13 protein-coding genes are annotated in these 19,191 nt (G+C 58.6%); 11 read left to right on the forward strand and 2 right to left on the reverse strand.

Translation table 11 applies throughout. The annotated features are described in order from the left end of the window. Positions 1 to 367: 367 nt before the first annotated feature. Both ACZ5A6_RS17680 and ACZ5A6_RS17685 read left to right on the forward strand, forming a co-directional pair. The gene (locus ACZ5A6_RS17680) at positions 368 to 3,076 is read left to right on the forward strand and encodes a DNA translocase FtsK (protein WP_464111204.1); all 2,709 of its coding nucleotides are present in this window, start codon (positions 368 to 370) and stop codon (positions 3,074 to 3,076) included. 91 nt (positions 3,077 to 3,167) lie between these two features. Then, a complete protein-coding gene (locus tag ACZ5A6_RS17685) occupies positions 3,168 to 4,244 on the forward strand; it encodes an Ldh family oxidoreductase (protein ID WP_003510674.1) in 1,077 nt (358 codons plus the stop codon). Between the two features lie 45 nt (positions 4,245 to 4,289). Here the strand turns inward: ACZ5A6_RS17685 and ACZ5A6_RS17690 are convergent, their stop codons facing one another. Then, positions 4,290 to 6,284 (reverse strand): putative bifunctional diguanylate cyclase/phosphodiesterase, encoded by a 1,995-nt coding sequence (locus ACZ5A6_RS17690; protein ID WP_174060490.1) that lies wholly within the window; start codon positions 6,282 to 6,284, stop codon positions 4,290 to 4,292. A 316-nt stretch (positions 6,285 to 6,600) separates the two neighbouring features. Here ACZ5A6_RS17690 and ACZ5A6_RS17695 point away from each other — a divergent pair, with 316 nt between their 5' ends. From ACZ5A6_RS17695 to ACZ5A6_RS17720, 6 genes are all read left to right on the forward strand, one after another. Then, positions 6,601 to 7,647: a class I SAM-dependent methyltransferase gene (locus ACZ5A6_RS17695; protein WP_464111205.1), complete on the forward strand. Its 1,047-nt coding sequence runs from the start codon at positions 6,601 to 6,603 to the stop codon at positions 7,645 to 7,647. Positions 7,648 to 7,790: 143 nt separating this feature from the next. Next, entirely contained in the window at positions 7,791 to 8,615 is an 825-nt protein-coding gene (locus tag ACZ5A6_RS17700) for a bifunctional allantoicase/(S)-ureidoglycine aminohydrolase (protein ID WP_065659479.1), read from the forward strand. 174 nt (positions 8,616 to 8,789) lie between these two features. Next, positions 8,790 to 10,295 carry a sensor domain-containing diguanylate cyclase gene (locus tag ACZ5A6_RS17705; RefSeq protein ID WP_464111206.1) on the forward strand — a complete coding sequence of 502 codons (1,506 nt, stop codon included), beginning with the start codon at positions 8,790 to 8,792 and terminating at the stop codon, positions 10,293 to 10,295. A gap of 263 nt (positions 10,296 to 10,558) precedes the next feature. After that, complete coding sequence (locus ACZ5A6_RS17710) at positions 10,559 to 12,082, forward strand: sugar ABC transporter ATP-binding protein (RefSeq protein WP_003510667.1); 1,524 nt, start codon at positions 10,559 to 10,561, stop codon at positions 12,080 to 12,082. Positions 12,083 to 12,133: 51 nt separating this feature from the next. Then, on the forward strand, positions 12,134 to 13,135 hold the full coding sequence (locus ACZ5A6_RS17715; RefSeq protein WP_025595778.1) for an ABC transporter permease: 1,002 nt from the start codon (positions 12,134 to 12,136) through the stop codon (positions 13,133 to 13,135). Between the two features lie 89 nt (positions 13,136 to 13,224). After that, entirely contained in the window at positions 13,225 to 14,178 is a 954-nt protein-coding gene (locus ACZ5A6_RS17720; RefSeq protein ID WP_003510665.1) for a substrate-binding domain-containing protein, read from the forward strand. Positions 14,179 to 14,385: 207 nt separating this feature from the next. Here ACZ5A6_RS17720 and ACZ5A6_RS17725 read toward each other — a convergent pair whose 3' ends face one another. Further along, positions 14,386 to 15,279 carry a LysR family transcriptional regulator gene (locus ACZ5A6_RS17725; RefSeq protein WP_003510664.1) on the reverse strand — a complete coding sequence of 298 codons (894 nt, stop codon included), beginning with the start codon at positions 15,277 to 15,279 and terminating at the stop codon, positions 14,386 to 14,388. 537 nt (positions 15,280 to 15,816) lie between these two features. On the opposite strand from ACZ5A6_RS17725, the gene odc2 reads away from it, so the two are divergent. The 3 genes from odc2 to ACZ5A6_RS17740 all read left to right on the forward strand — a co-directional run bounded on the left by odc2 (position 15,817) and on the right by ACZ5A6_RS17740 (position 19,156). Further along, on the forward strand, positions 15,817 to 16,950 hold the full coding sequence (gene odc2, locus ACZ5A6_RS17730; protein WP_003510663.1) for an ornithine/lysine decarboxylase: 1,134 nt from the start codon (positions 15,817 to 15,819) through the stop codon (positions 16,948 to 16,950). A 193-nt stretch (positions 16,951 to 17,143) separates the two neighbouring features. Then, positions 17,144 to 17,713: a GNAT family N-acetyltransferase gene (locus tag ACZ5A6_RS17735; protein WP_013761478.1), complete on the forward strand. Its 570-nt coding sequence runs from the start codon at positions 17,144 to 17,146 to the stop codon at positions 17,711 to 17,713. A gap of 201 nt (positions 17,714 to 17,914) precedes the next feature. Further along, positions 17,915 to 19,156: an MFS transporter gene (locus ACZ5A6_RS17740; protein WP_464111207.1), complete on the forward strand. Its 1,242-nt coding sequence runs from the start codon at positions 17,915 to 17,917 to the stop codon at positions 19,154 to 19,156. Positions 19,157 to 19,191 lie beyond the last annotated feature (35 nt).

The following is a 19,191-nucleotide window of genomic DNA, read 5'->3' on the forward strand; positions in this document are numbered from 1 at the left end:
CTCCGGAATGAGGGCGGGCGGGCCTTTCCGCTGGTCCGCGGCCTGCCCGATCTTAAGACTGCAACCGCAGCAGTGTCCACGTTAATTCACGGGCTTTACAGCAATGATTTTACGTTGCGCGACCGCTTGCGGAAACAATATGCTTCAAGGCGCCACTCCCCTTTTCTTAAGCCGTGCCCGTTGCCGTAAAACGGCGATGAAAAACTGATTTAACGCAATAAATATATAGGCTTGGAGTGCCGATTCCTTGCTGGTTCATGTCACGTCTCACCTGTGGCTAAAGCGAAATTCTGCTTGCGTGACCCGGTTTGGAAAGGGGTAATTAACCTTTATTTTCTATTTCAGGGAGACCGAAATATGTACGTTTATGATGAGTGTGCACGCTGCCATGAGCTTCTCCCGATCCAGATTCCAGAATTCGTCCAATAGCGTAGGAGAGGGGAGCGATAAGGCTCGTCATCCCGGCGGCAAGGCCGTTGCCGGTCAGGAGCAGGCCGCGGCAATGAAGGCGGGTGTTGTGCCCCGGCCGAATGCCGATGTCAGTGCTGCCGACGCCATCGAAGGCCGCGCTGAAATGCCGGGCTGGCAGAATGCTTTCGTGCTTGGCCCGAATGTGCGTTTCACCCGCACGCCGGAAAGCGCCTTTAGCCGGCGCATGCCGGTCGAGACGCCGCATCTTGCGGAAGAGGAGGCACCCGCCGACATCCTGTCTGAAACTGCCGAGCCTGAGATGGTCGTGCAGCCGGAGGCTACTGTACAGGAGCCTGCAATTGCGACGGTCGTAAAGTCGCCTGAGCCGCGCATTCAACCGCCACGCATGCCGTTTCTGCCGCAGCCGCCGGATGCGCGGGGCGCAAGGGCGCTGACCTACAAATTGCGACTGGAGCTTGCGCGCAAACAGGCGGAAGAAGCCGCTGCAGCAGCGCTGATGCCGCCTCAGCCGGTTGACGCAGCCGCCGTCTTCGAAGCGCCGGTACCGGGAACCGATTCACCTGTTCAGCCGCTGCCCGCCGCGTCGGTTGCATCTGTTGAACAGCTTGCATTGCCGCAGGCATCCATTCCCGCCTTTGCCGCCCATCTGCCGGATGAGCTTTTCTGGGAAGTGATGACGCTCGATCTGCCGGATGACGCCGGCGAAGGCCTTCCCGCATCTGCGCGCACCGTTCTCGCAAACCCGTTGCTGACGGCGCATGCGATTGCCCCGACGCTGGCATCCGCATCTCCGGTCGCACCGGCAATCCGGCTTTCGGCCGTACCGCCCGTCATCAGGATTCCGGGTGGTTCAGCGATCAGGCTTTACCGCGAAATCGGCGTGCATCATCCTGCAATTCCAGCCCCAACTCAGGTCGTTGAACCAGAGGTCGCTCCGCAGCCGGTCGTGGAGACGGTCGCAGTTGCTGAGCCGCAGAGGCCTGTTGAGCAGGTTCAGCTGGCGGAAAGAGTCGTTGCCGAGCCGCGTTTCACGCCCCGCGCGCCCATCCAGGCCTCGCAGCCTATGTTCCGGGAAGCGCCGGTCTTTGCAGACGGCGAATATGAATACCCCTCCATCGATCTTCTGCAGCAGGCCCGGGTCCAGCAGACCACGACCATGACGCCAGAGGCGCTCGAGCAAAGCGCCGGCCTGCTGGAAAGCGTGCTGGAGGATTTCGGCATCAAGGGTGAGATCATCGATGTGCGCCCCGGCCCTGTTGTGACGCTTTACGAATTCGAGCCCGCCCCCGGCGTGAAGTCCTCGCGCGTTATCGGCCTGTCGGACGATATCGCCCGCTCGATGTCGGCACTCTCGGCGCGTGTCGCCGTCGTGCCCGGCCGCAATGTCATCGGTATCGAGCTTCCCAATCCGGTGCGCGAGACGGTCTATCTGCGCGAGCTTATCGAAGCGACCGATTACAGCGAGACCCGCCAGAAGCTAGCCCTTTGCCTTGGCAAGACCATTGGCGGCGAACCTGTCATCGCCGAACTTGCGAAGATGCCGCATCTGCTCGTTGCCGGTACCACCGGTTCGGGCAAGTCGGTCGCCATCAACACCATGATCCTGTCGCTGCTCTACCGGTTGAAGCCGGAGGAATGCCGGCTGATCATGGTCGATCCCAAGATGCTCGAGCTTTCGGTCTATGACGGCATTCCGCATCTTCTGACCCCGGTCGTCACCGATCCGAAGAAGGCGGTCATGGCACTGAAATGGGCCGTACGCGAAATGGAAGACCGCTATCGCAAGATGTCGCGTCTCGGTGTGCGCAATATCGACGGTTACAACGCAAGAGCCGCTGCCGCCCGCGCCAAAGGGGAGACGGTGTTCTGCAACGTGCAGACCGGCTTCGACCGCGCAACCGGCGAAGCTGTCTACGAGCAGGACGAAATGGACCTCACCGCCATGCCCTATATCGTCGTCATCGTCGACGAGATGGCCGACCTGATGATGGTCGCAGGCAAGGAGATCGAAGGCGCGATCCAGCGTCTTGCGCAGATGGCGCGCGCTGCCGGTATCCATCTCATCATGGCCACCCAACGCCCCTCGGTCGATGTCATCACCGGCACGATCAAGGCCAACTTCCCCACCCGCATTTCCTTCCAGGTGACCTCAAAGATCGACAGCCGCACCATCCTTGGCGAACAGGGTGCCGAACATCTGCTCGGCCAGGGCGACATGCTGCACATGATGGGTGGCGGCCGCATCTCCCGTGTCCACGGTCCGTTCGTGTCGGACGAGGAAGTGGAAAAGGTCGTGGCGCATCTGAAGACCCAAGGTCGGCCTGAATATCTCGGCACCGTTACGGAAGACGCCGACGAGGCTGACGACGAGGCGGAAGAGGAAACGGCGGTCTTCGACAAGACATCGATGAGCGACGACGATAGCGACGATCTCTATGAAATTGCCGTTAAGGTGGTGATGCGCGACAAGAAATGCTCCACCTCCTATATCCAGCGCCGCCTGTCGATCGGATACAATCGTGCCGCCTCCCTGGTCGAGCGTATGGAGCAGGAAGGCATTGTCGGTCCCGCCAACCATGTCGGCAAGCGCGCCATCATCGCCGGTGAGCGCGACACCTACGAGGCGATTGGCGGCGACGACTGATTGATCCATTCGGGGCGCGATATTCGATTGCAAAAACGCGCCCCGTGACTAGCTTGTGCGGCATGGATTCTGGAATCGGGAGGTTCCCCTGATGTCGCACAGCAATGAAAATGTCACCGTCCTCGCAAGGCTGGATGAACTGGAGCGGTTTTGCCGTTCCGTTTTCCTGGCTGTCGGCACCGATGATGAAACCGCCGATGCGGCGACCCGCGCCATGATGCATGGCACACGGCTGGGCGTAGACAGCCACGGCGTTCGGCTTCTTGCTCACTACATCGCAGGACTTGAAGGCGGGCGTCTCAATCCGCGGCCGCAGATCAGCCGCGTGTCCGGTTTCGGCGCGGTGGAGACGATCGATGCCGACCATGCCCATGGCGCCCGCGCTACCTATGCGGCCATGGACAGCGCCATGGCGCTTGCTGGGAAATTCGGCATCGGCGCCGTTGCGATCAGGAATTCCTCGCATTTCGGCCCGGCCGGCGCTTACGTGCTGGAGGCGGCGCGGCAGGGGTATATCGGCATTGCCTTTTGCAACTCCGACAGTTTCGTGCGCCTGCATGACGGCGCGATGCGTTTCCACGGCACCAACCCCATTGCAGTCGGCGTGCCGGCAGCCGATGACATGCCCTGGCTTCTGGACATGGCCACCAGCGCCGTGCCCTATAACCGGGTTCTGCTTTACCGCAGCTTGGAACAGCAATTGCCGGAAGGAGTTGCGTCTGATGGCGACGGTATCGACACGCAGAACCCCAATGCCGTTGAAATGCTGGCTCCGCTGGGCGGTGCCTTCGGTTTCAAGGGAGCGGCGCTTGCGGGAATGGTGGAAATCTTTAGCGCCGTTCTCAGCGGCATGAAGCTCAGTTTCGATATCGCCCCAATGTCGGGGCCAGATTTTTCCAAGCCGCGCGGGCTTGGGGCCTTCGTCCTGGCGTTGAAGCCGGAAGCCTTTCTTGAACGCGAAGTGTTCGACGAGGGCATGAAACGCTATCTCGAGGTACTGCGGGGATCGCCAGCGCGGGAGGACTGCAAGGTCATGGCGCCGGGCGATCGTGAATGGGCGGTAGCGGCAAAGCGGGAGAGGGAGGGCGCACCTGTCGATCCCGTCACGCGTGCTGCGTTTTCGGAACTTGCAGCAAAATTCTCGATCATTCCGCCCGCATATCACTAAGACGGGGCCTGTCGGCGACGGTGGCTTGCCGCCGCCATCGCATCGTCAGGCGGGGCGCTGTAGCATTTTGGGCTGCGGGTAGGGGGTAGTCGCCACGTTCAGCCTTTCGGCGACGACCGGGCGTCCGATATAATAACCCTGCGCATAATCGATCTCGAGCTGGCGCACGAGCCTCAGCTGCTCTTCCGTCTCCACGCCTTCGATCAGGATCTTGTGGCCGCGATTGCGGATGAGACGGATCATGTCCTGCAACATCGCCCGGCCGCGGGGTGTCTTGCTGTCATGCAGGAAGGAGCGGTCAATCTTTACGGTATCGAAATCCGTCATCCGCAGCCAGGAAAGGCCCGCAAACCCGGTTCCGAAATCATCCAGCCATATATTGATGCCGAGCGTCTTCAGATCGTTCAGACAGCGTAATACATCCGAATGCATCTCCATATCCAGACCCTCGGTGATCTCGAAGGCCAGCCTGCCGCCGGCAATCCCCGCCTCAACGAGGATCGCTGCGACCGAAGTGGCAAAACCAGGGTTCTTCAGCTGCATCGGCGATACGTTGACGCTGACCACCGATACCTTGTCATCGGCCAGTATCTGCCGGCAGGCGGTCTTTATGGTCCAGAGACCGAGCTCCATTATCGTGCCGGTGCGTTCGGCAATCGGGATAAAGGTGCCGGGCGAAACGGAGCCACCGTCGAGCAGGCGAAGCCGCATCAACGCTTCGGCTCCCGCCGTCTCGTTGGTCGATATGTTGAGGATCGGCTGATAAACGAGAGAAACGAGGTTTTCCGCGACAGCGATTTTCAGAAGTGCGGCGATATTTTCGGTTTCGTCGCTGGTCTGCGGATCGTCCGGATCGAACAGCTTCATGCAATTGCGGCCATTGGCCTTGGCAATATAAAGCGCCCGGTCGGCCTCGTTGATGATCTTTTCGAGCTTGCCATCCGGATTGTGACGGGTGAAAGACGCGCCAATGCTGACGGTGACGATGAAGGTTCCGTCCCGGCGCTGATCGTGCGAAAGCGACAGGTCTTCGACGGTGTGGCGGATGGTTTCGGCAAGCTCACCCACCTGCTGTCTGGACTTGAACGGAGCGAGTACGATGAACTCCTCACCGCCATAACGGCCGATGGAGGCGCCATGGTCGATGATCGCGTCCTGCAGGGCGTTGCCCACTGTCACGAGGCACTTGTCGCCTTCCTGGTGGCCGTAGCGATCATTGTATTTCTTGAAGAAATCCACGTCGATCAGAAAGACGGCGAAACCTTCCCCCTTCTTGCTCCAATTGTCCCACAACAGGCGCAGATGCTGGTCGATGGCGCGGCGGTTCTGCAGGCCTGTCAGGGAATCGGTATTTGAAAGCCGCAACAGCGCCTGCCCGCGCTCGTCCGCCGCTTTCTGCTGGGCCTTGGCTTCCAGTGCGTTGAGAAAGACGTGGTAGCGTTCCCGGTTCAGGTTCCAGTTCACGTAAGAGGTGAAGACGAAGCAGGAGATATAGAAGGTGCCGAAAGCGAGCTTGTAGAACGCATCTTCGGGAAACTGCGTCGCCGCCAGAAAGTAGGTGACGAGAATGATGCCCGATGACACGAGCGAAAGATGGAAGCGGAAGGTGAAAAACAGATTGGCGCCCATCATGAAGATCGCCCCGAAAACCATGTAATAGGACATGTTTTCGAGATTGTCGGTCAAGAGCGAGGGCACAAGCCAGCCAATATAGCCCATGACGAGCGCAGTGGCGCAGGTGAGGTCAAGTGCGGCGGTGCTCGCGCCCATGCGCAACTGAATTTCGAGCGTCAGCAGGGACGTCAGGACGACGATAACTCTTGCGATTATGGTGTAAAAGGCGACGTCGGGCACCAGAATGATGTCGGTAATGGCAAATAGCAGATAGATGAAAACAGCCGTCCACAGGCCCCGCCTGATCGAACCCCGGCGGCTACGCTCACCTTCCTGCTGGTAAAGGGCAAGAAGTTCATCAGAAAACCGGGCGTCCGGCCGCCGATATTCTTGCTGTCCACTCACCTCGCCTAACGTGTGCTTCATGCACTTTCCCATAGTGTTGCGTATACTTTATCAAGTAACTGCTTATTCGACCTTTGCGTGTACTTTCACGCTAAGCGCGATTTCCTGCCGATTTCTCTCCATGCGGGCGGAAACATGAAAAGCAAGAGCGCATCATACGCTCGCAACATTAAGTTTCACTAAATCGCGTATCCGCTTTCTCCTCCGGTCCACGAGTGTGACCAAAAAAATACGCTAATAAACTAATGTATCCCTACACTGCTCAAAAATCGAAAGCGAGTGGCCTTCCGTCTCCCAGAAACGTATAGTTAACAATGTGTTAATACTGGAGGCTGAAGTGAGGCAGGTAAAGAAAAGAAATCTGGACGGGGCAAGTCTGATCACTCCTGATACTGTCGCAAAAGAGATTTTTGCACGGAAAACGGAAGCGTTCGACGAGCATTTCGCAGTTGCGAAAGCAGAGATCGCGATCATTCTCGAATTGGCACAACAGCAGTTCGAAAATGGTGTTTCAGCACATGAGATAATACATCGAACGGCTGGCGCACTGCATGGCCTGCGCGAAAAGCTCCACTCAAGCGTGTGGGCTGAACTGATTCCTCTGGTGCAGAATCACTCCGTGTCGGACTATTTTCTGGAAGATCCCTTCACGCGCTGGTCGTTCGAAAAGCCGCGGGGCTATTCGGGCGATGCGCAGCTTCTCGACTTCATCTACGGTCACGACAGCGTTGCCGATAAGGTGAAGAACGCAACGCCGCTTGGCGCGGCTCTCTACGATTATACGAAGGACGCCAGTTCCTCGGTCGCTGTCCGCGAGCGGCGGGATTTGCTGACCCGGTTTGTTGACGAGGCTGCGGCCCGGCATGGAAGCGAAACGGAAATCCTCACCATTGCATCGGGACATCTGCGCGAGGCGGATTCATCCGTGGCCTTGAAAGAGGGCAAGATCCGGCGCTGGGTGGCGCTTGATCAAGATCCCCTGAGTGTCGGTTCCGTTGCCCGCGATTTCAACGGCAGCTGCATCGAGGCGATTGACGGTTCGGTGCGTGACATCGTCCTGCGTTCGCACGAGCTCGGCAAATTCGATCTGGTATATGCCGCCGGTCTTTACGATTACCTGAATGACAAGGTGGCGATCAAGCTTACGCGGCGCTGCATAAAGATGCTGAAGCCCGGCGGAATGTTCCTCTTCGCCAACTTCTCCGAAGACATTGTGGTCGATGGCTACATGGAGACCTTCATGAACTGGGCGCTGCTGTTGCGTTCGAAGGCGGATATGTGGCGGATCGTCAACGCCAGCGCCGATCCCGCAAGTATCGAGGCGGAGGTATTTTTCGGCGAAAACCACAATATCGTCTATGCCACGATGCGCAAAAAGGCCTGAGTCCAACCTCGTTTCGCATGTCCGCGCGAAATAGGCCGCCCGCATTTTACCATGCGGGCGGCAAGCCCTGTGCACGCCAATAATTATTTGATTAAACGTCGCTACAGGCCTAAGAATTCGCGCGAAATGCGTTGCAGAATGGAATGGCTGAAATGAAGAAATATTATTCGGATATGGGCGGTCTGCCGGGGCAGACGGAACTGCTGTCGAGCAAGGCTGTTTTCAAGACTGCCTATGCGGTCATCCCCAAAACCGTCATGTCCGATATCGTGACGAGCGTGCTCCCGCACTGGACAGGGACCCGGGCCTGGATCATCGCCCGGCCGATGACCGGTTTTGCCGAGACTTTTGCGCAATATATCGTTGAAGTGCAGCCCGGCGGCGGCAGCGAGCGGCCGGAGCCAGACGCAAGGGCGCAGGCGGCGATCTTTGTCGTTGATGGTGAAATGACCGTGGAGTTTGAGGGCGTGCAGCATGCATTGCGGACCGGCTCCTTCGCCTTCCTGCCCGCCGGCTCGCGCTGGCAGCTGCGCAATTCCGGCACGGCACCGGTCAAGTTCCACTGGGTCCGCAAGGCGTTTCAGGCGGTGGACGGGCTGGAGCCGCCGCCGGCGATCTTCACGCATGAAGATGAACACGCTCTGTCGGCGATGCCCGATACGGACGGCAAATGGGCGACCACCCGGTTTATCGATCCCGACGACGTGCGTTACGACATGCACCTCAACATCGTCAGCCTGGAGCCGGGCGCTACCATTCCTTTCATGGAAACCCATGTCATGGAGCACGGTCTTTACGTGCTGGAAGGAAAGGCGGTTTACCGGCTTAACGAGGATTGGGTGGAAGTGCAGGCGGGTGATTTCATGTGGCTGCGCGCTTTTTGCCCGCAGGCTTGTTATGCAGGCGGGCCGGGCCGTTTCCGCTACCTGCTCTACAAGGATGTGAACCGCCACGTGAAGCTCTGGTAACGGGCGGAATCTTGGCGAAACCGAGATTTATCGCGCAATCCGTTGGCTTGCGCGATAAAGGCTTGCGTTGGATCGAATATCCCTAATAAATCCAGATATGCGGTCAGTCATCGCTGTCTCGCACGATTTCGGCATTCGGCATCCGCCCTTATTATCCTGAAGAAGACTGCCCGTATGATTGAAACGATCGATACCAATATCTTCAATCTTGCCCCTGTGGCGATGTGGATCGAGGATTTCAGCGAGGTGAAAAGCCAGTTCGATATCTGGCGGGCGCAGGGCGTCGAGGATATCCGGGCGTTTTTGCTGGAAGATCTGTCGCGGGTGGCGGCGTGCTCGCAAAAAATCCGCGTCGTTCAGGTTAATGCCAAGACACTTGAACTGTTCGAAGCGCGGGACAAGGAGCATCTGATCGACAATCTGCACCGGATTTTCCGTGATGACATGCTTGAAAGCCATGTGAACGAGCTTTCCGAGCTTTGGGCTGGAAAAACCGAATTCATCAGCAACGCCGTCAATTACTCGATTGGCGGAAAGCGGCTGGATATCCAGCTGCGCGGTGCGGTCATACCCGGCTACGAACAGACACTCGGGCGGTTGCTGCTGACCACAGAGGATGTGACGGAACGTGAGGAGGCTCGCCGCAAGGAGCTTTTCAACCGCCGTTATGCTGAAGGCATGTTCCAACATTCGCCCGTTTCCCTGTGGGTGGAGGATTTCAGCCGGGTTCGGCGTCTGATCGAGGAGGTCAGGGAACGCGGCATCATCGACTTCCGGGTGTTCATGGATGTGCATCCCGAATTCGTGCGCCAATGCATGAGCGAAATCCGCGTGATCGACGTCAACCGGGCAACACTTGACCTGTTTTGTGCGCCGGACCGCCAGGTTCTGTTGCAGCGGCTTGGCGATATTTTCCGGGGTGAAATGGAAAAGCCCTTCCGCGAACAGCTGATGGAGCTGTGGAACGGCAATCTTAACCATCATCGCGAAGTGGTGAACTACGCGCTGGATGGTTCAGAGCGGCACGTGCTGCTGCATTTCTCCGTTTTTCCGGGCCACGAACGCGACTGGTCACTGGTGCAGGTGGCGCTGACTGATATTACGGCGCGGAAAAAGGCGGAAGCCTATCTCGAATATCTCGGCAAGCACGATGTGCTGACCAAGCTGCACAATCGCGCCTTCTATTCGGACGAAATGAACAGGCTGGAACGCAGCACGATCCGGCCCGTTTCGGCCATCGTCATCGATCTCAATGGCCTCAAGGACGCCAATGACAAGCTAGGGCACGACGCAGGCGACGCGCTGTTGCGGCGCCTTGGCGAAGTCCTGAACGGTGTCGTTACTGCGCCAAACCATGCGGCGCGCATTGGCGGTGATGAATTCGCCATCCTTTTGCCCGGCGCAGACAAGCAGATCGCCGCGGCGATGGTGGATACCATTTACGAACTGCTGAAGATCAACAACCAGTTCTACTCCAATGCGCCGCTTAGTCTTTCGCTGGGCGTGGCAACCAGCGAGGCCGGCGAGACGATGGAATCGCTGGTGCGCCGTGCAGACATGCATATGTACGAGCAGAAAAACGCCTATTACGCCGCGATGCGCAACAGGTCTGCCGACAACAGCGATACAACGAAGGCCTCCCCGCAACCGGAAGCCAGCTCCCTGAAGCGCCTTCTCTAGCCACAGGCATCCCGTGGGTGCCTTGCCTCACTGAGAATTTCCAACGCTCTGCGGGACCATGGCGGCCTGTTTTTTGGCCTTTAGGCGCCGTCGTCCTGGTCAAATTTGAGTGTATTCTAAAAGACCAGCGAAATTTGCTTTACGTACCTCAAAACGGACGTTAGCTTCTTCCCAAGAGCTTTGGGAGGAGTTCGTGCATGATGATTTCAAGTAAAATCGAGGGGCAAGATCCGTTCATTCGCACCGTGTACCGGTGACGACACATGGCTTTTGCTGAGGAATCTCCAGATCAGGTCCTTATACGGACTGTCGGGTTGTCCAAGTCTTTCGGTCCCGTCCAGGTTCTGAAGGATATAGAGATTGCCGTGCGCGCCGGTGAAGTTCACGCCATCATTGGCGAGAACGGCGCTGGTAAATCGACGTTGATGAAACTGCTTGCGGGCAATGAGAAGCCTTCGAGTGGGGAAATCAGGATCGATGGCGAGGCAGTTACGTTGAGCGGACCTGTCGACGCCGAACATCGCGGCATCGTTCTCGTGCATCAGGAAATATTGCTGGCCCCGGATCTGACGGTGGCTCAGAACATCTATCTGGGCCGCGAATTGTGCAAAGGCCCGATGATGGACGACCGCGCCATGCGTGCCGGCGCCCTGAGGGCTATCGCCGATCTCGGCGGTACGATCGATCCCGATGCCGTCGTCGGCAGCCTGTCGATTGCCCAGCGCCAGCTGGTGCAGATAGCCCGCGTTCTGCTCGTGCCGCATCGCGTCGTCATTTTCGACGAGCCGACCGCAAGCCTCACGCCCATTGAAACCGATGCGCTGTTGAACGTTATCAGGGACATAAGGGCAAAGGGCGTGGCCGTGCTCTATATTTCGCACCGCCTGCCGGAGGTGAAGGAGATTGCCGACCGTGTGACCGTTCTGCGCGATGGCAGGTTGGTCGGCTCCCACCCGATATCGGCGCTTGAGCCCGCCGATATGGCGCGGTTGATGGTGGGACGCGATGTCGCCAAGCTCTATCCGGACAGGAACGCCGGCGGCGAGCACGAGCCTGTCTTGCAGGTGGAGCATTTCACCGTTCCCGGCTATGCGCAGGATGCCGGTTTCAGCCTGCGAAAGGGCGAAATCCTCGGTTTTGCTGGTCTCGTCGGCGCGGGCAGAACGGAGCTTATGGAGGGCGTGCTTGGCCTGCGTCCAGGGCGGGGGACGATCCGCCATCTCGGAAAGCCTGTGCATTTTGCAAAGGCGGAAGACAGTCTGAAGGCCGGTATCGTTTATCTGAGCGAGGATCGGAAGGGCAAGGGATTGCTGCTGACGAAGGATTTGCGGGTCAATCTCACACTCGCCTCGCTGAGGAAATTCAGCCGCCTGTTCCAGATCGATATCCGTCGAGAGAAGGCAGCGCTCGATGATGCGGTGCGTGATTTCGATATTCGCACGGGAAGTAAGGACTTGCTCGCGGGCCAGCTGTCCGGCGGTAACCAGCAAAAGCTGCTGCTCGCCAAGATGATGCTGCTCGATCCATCGATCGTCATCATCGACGAGCCAACACGCGGCATCGATATCGGCACCAAGGAACAGATCTACCGTTTCATAGCAAAGCTCGCAGACGAGGGCAGGTCGATCATCGTCGTGTCCTCGGAGATGCCGGAACTGATCGGCATCTGCGACCGCGTCCTTGTAATGCGCTCCGGCAGGATCGTCGGCGAGGTGACGGGGGAACGCATGACCGAAAACGATATCGTGGCACTCGCGACTGGCGTGCACACGCAGGAATTTGCCTGAGGGCTGATGTCCCGGCAGATTGGCCTGAAGAAAAGACAATTGAGGGGAACTATGACTGAGGCCGCACTTGATAACGGCAAAACGCCGAAGACCTCGAAAGACTGGGACCTGCGCGCCGTTGCGCCCTTTGTGGCGCTGGCTTTGCTGCTGGTTCTCGGCGCCGTCGCCAATCCGAATTTCATCGGTATCGACAATCTGCTGAACGTGGTTACCCGCAGCGCCTTCATCGCCATCATTGCGCTCGGCGCCACCTATGTCATCACATCCGGCGGACTTGATCTCTCCGTCGGCGCGATGGTGGCTTTCGTTGCCAGCCTGATGATCCTGTTCATGAACAGTGGCGTTATTGCCAATCCGCTGGTGATGCTACTGGCCGCCATGGCGCTGGCCATCGCCATCGGCGCCGCTTGCGGGCTTGCAAACGGCCTCATCACCACCATCGGCCGCATCGAGCCCTTCATCGCCACGCTTGGCACCATGGGCATTTATCGTGGGCTGACCACCTGGCTGTCGCAGGGTGGCGCGATCACGCTGCGCAACCCGGAAATCCAGACGCTTTATCGCCCGGTCTATTTCGGGAATGTGATCGGTGTGCCGGTGCCGGTCATCGTCATCTTCGTCACTGCCGCCATCGCCGCTTTCGTGCTTTACCGTACTCGTTACGGCAGGCATCTGACGGCGGTAGGTTCCAGCGAGGATGTGGCGCGTTACTCCGGTATCTCGGTCGTTCGCGTCCGCACGATTGCCTATGTGGTTCAGGGGCTTTGCGTCGCCGTTGCCGTCCTGCTTTACGTGCCGCGTCTTGCCTCCACCTCGGCCACTACAGGCATGTTGTGGGAGTTGCAGGCCATCACTGCTGTCGTCGTCGGTGGCACGGCGCTACGGGGTGGTGTGGGCCGCATCTGGGGTACGATTTGCGGCGCCTTCATTCTGGAAATCGTGGGCAACATCATGATCCTGTCGAACTTCGTCAGCGAATATCTGATCGGTGCCATTCAGGGCGCGATCATCATCATCGCCATGCTGGTGCAGCGTTCGCTCAGCCGCAGATAGCCGGACGATCGATGAGACATCTGGCCGCGCAATCTGGGGCATGCGCGGTTTAAACAGGAGGAACGCCCCGGTCTTGGGAGGAAGAGACTATGCGTAGAAAATTCATCGGCGTGGCATTTGTCGCGCTGGCTGCCGTTCTTGCGGGTTCTGCCCATGCGCAGGAGAAGAAGGTAACGATCGGGGTATCCATTCCGGCGGCCGACCACGGCTGGACGGCGGGCGTCGTTTACCATGCCGAACGGGTGGCAAAGCTTCTGATGAAGGAGCACCCAGGTCTGAACGTCATCGTCAAGACCTCGCCGGATGCCGCCAACCAGGCAAACGCGCTTCAGGATCTTGCCGTGCAGGGGCTGGACGCACTGGTCGTGCTGCCGTCTGATCCCGATCCGCTCGTCAACGCCATCAAGGAGATCAAGGACAAGGGCACCTTTGTCGCGCTCGTCGACCGCGCGCCGAGCGTCAACGACAATTCGATCCGCGATCTCTACGTTGCGGGTAACAATCCGGCACTCGGACAAGTGGCAGGCGAATACATCAAGAAAACCACGCCTGATGCGGAAGTGGTGGTCATTCGCGGTCTGCCGATCCCGATCGACCAGCAGCGCCAGGATGGTTTCGACAAGGGTATTGCCGGCTCCAGCGTCAAGGTTCTCGACCGCCAGTACGGCAACTGGAACCGCGACGACGCCTTCCGCGTGATGCAGGACTACCTGACCAAATACAAGAAGATCGACGTGGTCTGGTGTCAGGACGACGACATGGCGGTTGGCGTGCTGGAGGCAATCCAGCAGGCGAAACGCACCGATATCAAGTATATCGTTGCTGGCGCCGGTTCCAAGGACATGATCAAGCGCGTAATGGACGGCGACAAGCTAATTCCGGTCGACGTGCTCTACCCGCCGGCGATGGTGGCGACCGCCATGCAGCTGACGGCAGGTCATTTTTACGATCAGGTGCCTGTTGCTGGCGAGTATATTCTCGACGCTACGCTCATCACCAAGGACAATGCCAAGCAGTTCTACTTCCCGGATTCGCCGTTCTGATAAGCGGTTTCTGGCTAAGCAACGCCCGCTGAAAGGCAGGCGTTGCATCCGCACTCCTGCACCCCGGACCAGATTCGGGGTGCAGCGCGATCAGGTCGTTGATCGCGATAGAGTCATTCATGGCGCGGGCGCGCCGCGGCTCGATGCCGGATTAAATACGGCATGACGAGGGGAAGGTCGGCGGAAACTATACCGCTCCCCCGCTCTTCATCCATTTTTCCTGAACCACGCCGAGAGATAATCCACGAAGCTGCGCACTTTGGCGGGAAGGTAACGGCGGTGGGGGTAGACGGCATATATGCCGCGGTCTTTGGAAATATAGTCGTCGAACAGGGTCACAAGCTCGCCGGACTGGATAAAGGGTCTTGCAATAAAGTCCGGCACCATGGCGATGCCAAGCCCTGCGCGGGCGGCGCGCAGTGTCGCCTGCGGGCTGTTCACCTCGATCGGTCCACTGATGGTAACGGAGTTCGAGCCGCCATCCGCTTCAAGATAACGCACGGTGTTGTGGAAGCGGGTGTTGGTGTCGATGATGAAGGGCACGCGGGAAAAGTCCTGCGGACCATTGAGCGGGCCGTGTCTGGCGACAAAATCCGCCGTCGCCACTGCATAGACCCGGAAATCGGAGATCTTGCGGGCGATGAGGCCTGAATCTTCCAGCCGTGTAATGCGAATCGCAAGGTCGAATCCTTCCTCGATCAGATCGACGAACCGGTCATCGGCGACGATTTCCAGAGACAGTTCCGGATTTTCCTTGGCGAAATCGATGAGGCTCTGGCCAACATCGGCGTCGATGAAAGTGCGCGGAACGGATATTCTGAGCTTGCCCTTCAGATCGGCATTCTTCTCGCGCACCAGATCGGCGAGGTTGTCGATCTCCTTCAAAATGTCAGAGGCGGTGCGGTAATACGTATGGCCGGCCTCCGTCAGCGAGAATTGCCGGGTGGTGCGGTTGAGAAGCAGTGCACCGAGATCATCTTCCAGTTCCCGGACATATTTGGACAAAAGCGCCTTGGAACGCCCGGTCTTGCGGGCAGCGGCGGAAAAACCCTCCGCTTCGACAACGTCGATAAAGGCGCGGATGCGGGTGAGCGTGTCCATGAAAATCCTCCGGTTCGTTCCATATAATTGAACGCTGAGGCGTGACTGTTCAACCCGTAAAATGGTTGCCGAAAAAATCCGCTATATGGTGAAAAAATCCTCTTGATTATGACGGCGAATATTCTTATCTCCCGTGCTGCCCAAAGTCGCACGTGCCCATGTGTGTCCGCCGAGTCCTCGATGTGGTGAGGAGTTCGGTAAGGTACCTGGAACTAACCCCTCCAGTCGCTATTCCGGCCAACCGGGAAATGCGAGGACATATGAAGCAACGACGGTGCGGGCCTTTCTGGTTCTCTGCCGGCTTTCCATCAGCCGGGGTACTGAAGAGGCACACCATCATTGCCTGAAGTGCGGTCGGGTCATTCCCTCCAATCGATGGCAGACAAAGCCGAATGATGCTCTGGCAGGGCGTCATTCATATTTGCGCCTTGAGCGTATGCTATCGATTCTGCGCCTCCACCGGCTGATTCGTATGCATATCTCGAGCGTCCTTTGTCCTCCGGATTTTCCGGAGCCGGTTTTATAGGGAATATATCGATGACGACTGCACGCATTCTCGATTTCATCAAGACCCGACGTCCCGAAGGCCCTTGCCTCGTCGTCGACCTCGACGTCGTGCGCGACAATTTCAACGCGTTCCGGCATTCCCTGCCGAACAGCGCGATCTACTATGCGGTCAAGGCAAACCCGGCTCCCGAAATCCTGAAGCTGCTTGCTTCGCTCGGCTCGAACTTCGATTGCGCCTCCGTGGCTGAAATCCAGATGGCGCTTGATGCAGGTGCGACGTCCGACCGGATTTCGTTCGGCAACACCATCAAGAAGGAACGCGATGTCGCCCGCGCTTACGCGCTCGGCATCGATCTCTTCGCCGTCGACAGCCATGAGGAAGTCGAGAAGGTTGCCCGTGCCGCTCCTGGCGCGCGCGTCTTCTGCCGCGTGCTGACGGACGGTGAAGGTGCCGAATGGCCGCTGTCGCGCAAGTTCGGCTGCGTACCGCAGATGGCTGTTGATGTTCTGGTCTACGCACATCAGCTGGGCCTCGAATCCTACGGCGTTTCCTTCCATGTCGGTTCGCAGATGATGAATCTCGACGCATGGGATGCAGCGCTGGGCGATGCCAAGCGCGTTTTCGCTTCGCTGTCCAAGCAGGGTATTCACCTGCAGATGGTCAATATGGGCGGTGGTTTCCCGACCAAGTACCTGCGCGACGTTCCTGCTGCCGAAGAATACGGCCAGGCTATCGACACGGCGCTGCGCAAGCACTTCGGCAACCAGATCCCGAAGACGATCATTGAGCCGGGCCGTGGCATGGTGGGTAACGCTGGCGTCATCAAGGCGGAAGTTGTTCTCGTGTCGCGCAAGTCCGACAACGACAACCATCGCTGGGTGTTCCTCGACATCGGCAAGTTCGGCGGTCTCGCCGAGACGATGGATGAGGCTATCCGCTACCCGATCCGCACCGAGCGCGATCAGGACGAGATGGAGCCTTGCGTTCTGGCCGGTCCGACCTGCGACAGCGCCGACGTGCTGTACGAAAAGAACATGTACCCGTTGCCGGTCTCTCTGACCATCGGCGACGAGGTTCTGATCGAAGGCGCAGGTGCCTATACGACGACCTATTCGGCGGTTGCCTTCAACGGTTTCGAGCCGCTGAAAGCCTACGTCATCTGATCCGAACGCCGCCCGCTGAGTAAGGCGGCGTCTCGAACAAGCTTCCGTTCCGGCTTTGCCGATTGTGCTGTTGCGCAAATCCCTGCTTGCTGCTCCTCTTCCAGCCGAGGAAAGCGTGTCGGCGGGCCGGAACGGCTCCACCATTTTTGATCAAGGGCCGCGTGTGGGCGGTTGTGTGATGGAGGGCCGAGAGATGGCCGCTCTTCTTAATTCGGTACGTGCATTTTTCACCCCGCAGACATTTCATGTCGATCAGGAAAATCCGGGCGATGTCGTTGCCCGTGAAAACCTGCTCGACCGCGCCATGGGCGCTGGCCGCCGCCGCAAGTCTTCCGAAAAGCTGCGCGCCGGCCGCGTGCCAGCGGAAGGTCTGGCGCTCGTTGCCCGTGACGAGGACGGCCATGTCATCGGCACGGTGCGCCTGTGGAATGTCGAAGCTGGCATTTCGCGCGAAGGCCGCGCTGTCGAAGCGCTGCTGCTTGGCCCGCTTGCGGTTGATGCTGCCCATGAGGGCAAGGGCATCGGTTCGGCGCTGATGCGTGCAGCAATCTCCGAGGCAACCAAACGTGGCCATGGCGGCATTCTTCTGGTCGGCGACGCTGCCTATTATGAGCGCTTCGGCTTTTTTGCCGATAAGGCCCAGCACCTGATTATGCCCGGCCCGTTCGAGCGCAGCCGTTTTCTGGCGCTTGAACTCAAAGCCGGCTGGCTGGAAGGTGCGGCTGGTATGCTGGTCGCAAGCGGCCGCAGGCTCTCTGCCTGAGACGATATCCGTATCTAATGCCCCGGCTGAACGGCCGGGGTTGATCCGGCTGAAATTGGATTGCTGCAAAATGTTCTTTTATGCAAAGCTGCGGGTTCGGACGTGATACCGGTTCGGGCGGCGACAAAGTTGCATTTGGCTTTTTTGGACATTGCATCGGATATGTCTGCACCCGCGTGATTTCAAAAGCGGAGATCAGCTATGCAGGCAGCTCTACTCAGAACGAACCGTGACTACCGTCTTCTGTTTTCCGCGAGCGCCGTATCCAATCTTGCCGATGGCATTTCGATGGTGGCGATACCTTGGCTTGCAACCCTGCTGACCAGCGATCCGCTCTTGATCTCTATGATTGCGGTGGCGCAACGGCTGCCGTGGCTGCTGTTCGCGCTTCCCGTCGGTGTCTGGACGGATCGAAGTGACCGGCGCCTGCTTATGGTGCGGGCCGATGTGGTTCGGCTGGCGCTGATGATCTGCGCGGTCGGCATGATCTCCACCACTGCAAACCTGCCGTCACCGGCAGAATCGGGATCGGCGGCTATTTTTTCACTGGCGGTAATCGCTTTCCTTCTCGGTTGCGCTGAGGTCGTGCGGGACAATGCAGCCCAGACGATATTGCCTTCACTTGTCGCACCGAGCGATCTCGAACATGCCAATGGTCAGATGTGGAGCGCCGAACAGGTCACTGGCCAATTCATCGGCCCGCCACTGGCAGGCTTGCTGATTGCCGCGGGCATTGCCATTCCCTTTGGTCTGGATGCCAGTTTTTACGCGGTTTCGGCGGCATTGGTTTGGCTTATCGTGCTGCCTCCACGCAAACCGTCCAGCATAGCCTCTTTCTGGCCCGCATTGCGAGAGGGGCTTGGCTGGATGCGGCGCAATACGATGATCCTGCGGCTTGCCATCATGCTGGGGGCAGTCAACGCCGTATTCGTTGGAGGAATGACGGTCCTCGTTCTCTATGCGCAGGAGGTGCTCGATCTTTCCGCGACAGCCTATGGCGTGCTGTTGACGTGCGGCGCGGTTGGCGGTGTTCTTGGCGGGCTGGCTTCGCCGTGGTTCGCCCGTAGACTGGGCGCGAGGACAAGCCTCGTTCTGGCGCTATGCACATTTGCGCTGTTCAATCTGGTGCTCGGCCTTTCGAGTTCCGCGCCACTGGTAGCAGTCGGCCTATTTCTCGAGGCTGCGGCGGGTATGTTGTGGAATGTGGTGACCGTGAGCTACAGGCAACGGCTCATTCCGGACGAGTTGCTTGGACGCGTCAATTCCGTCTATCGGTTTTTCGGTTGGGGTGCGATGTCGTTCGGCGCATTTGCCGCTGGCGTTCTGGTCACCATTGCCGAACCGGCCTTCGGCCGCATCGAGGCGCTGCATATGCCCTATCTGATTGGAGCCGCTGTTTGTGCGGTTCTGGCGGTCTACGGTCTTCTCCGGCTGCGTTTCTGAAGTGCCGCGGCGCTGTAGTCGGTCATTGTCCCTGC

This window comes from Agrobacterium sp. 6Ca8 (assembly GCF_055382765.1).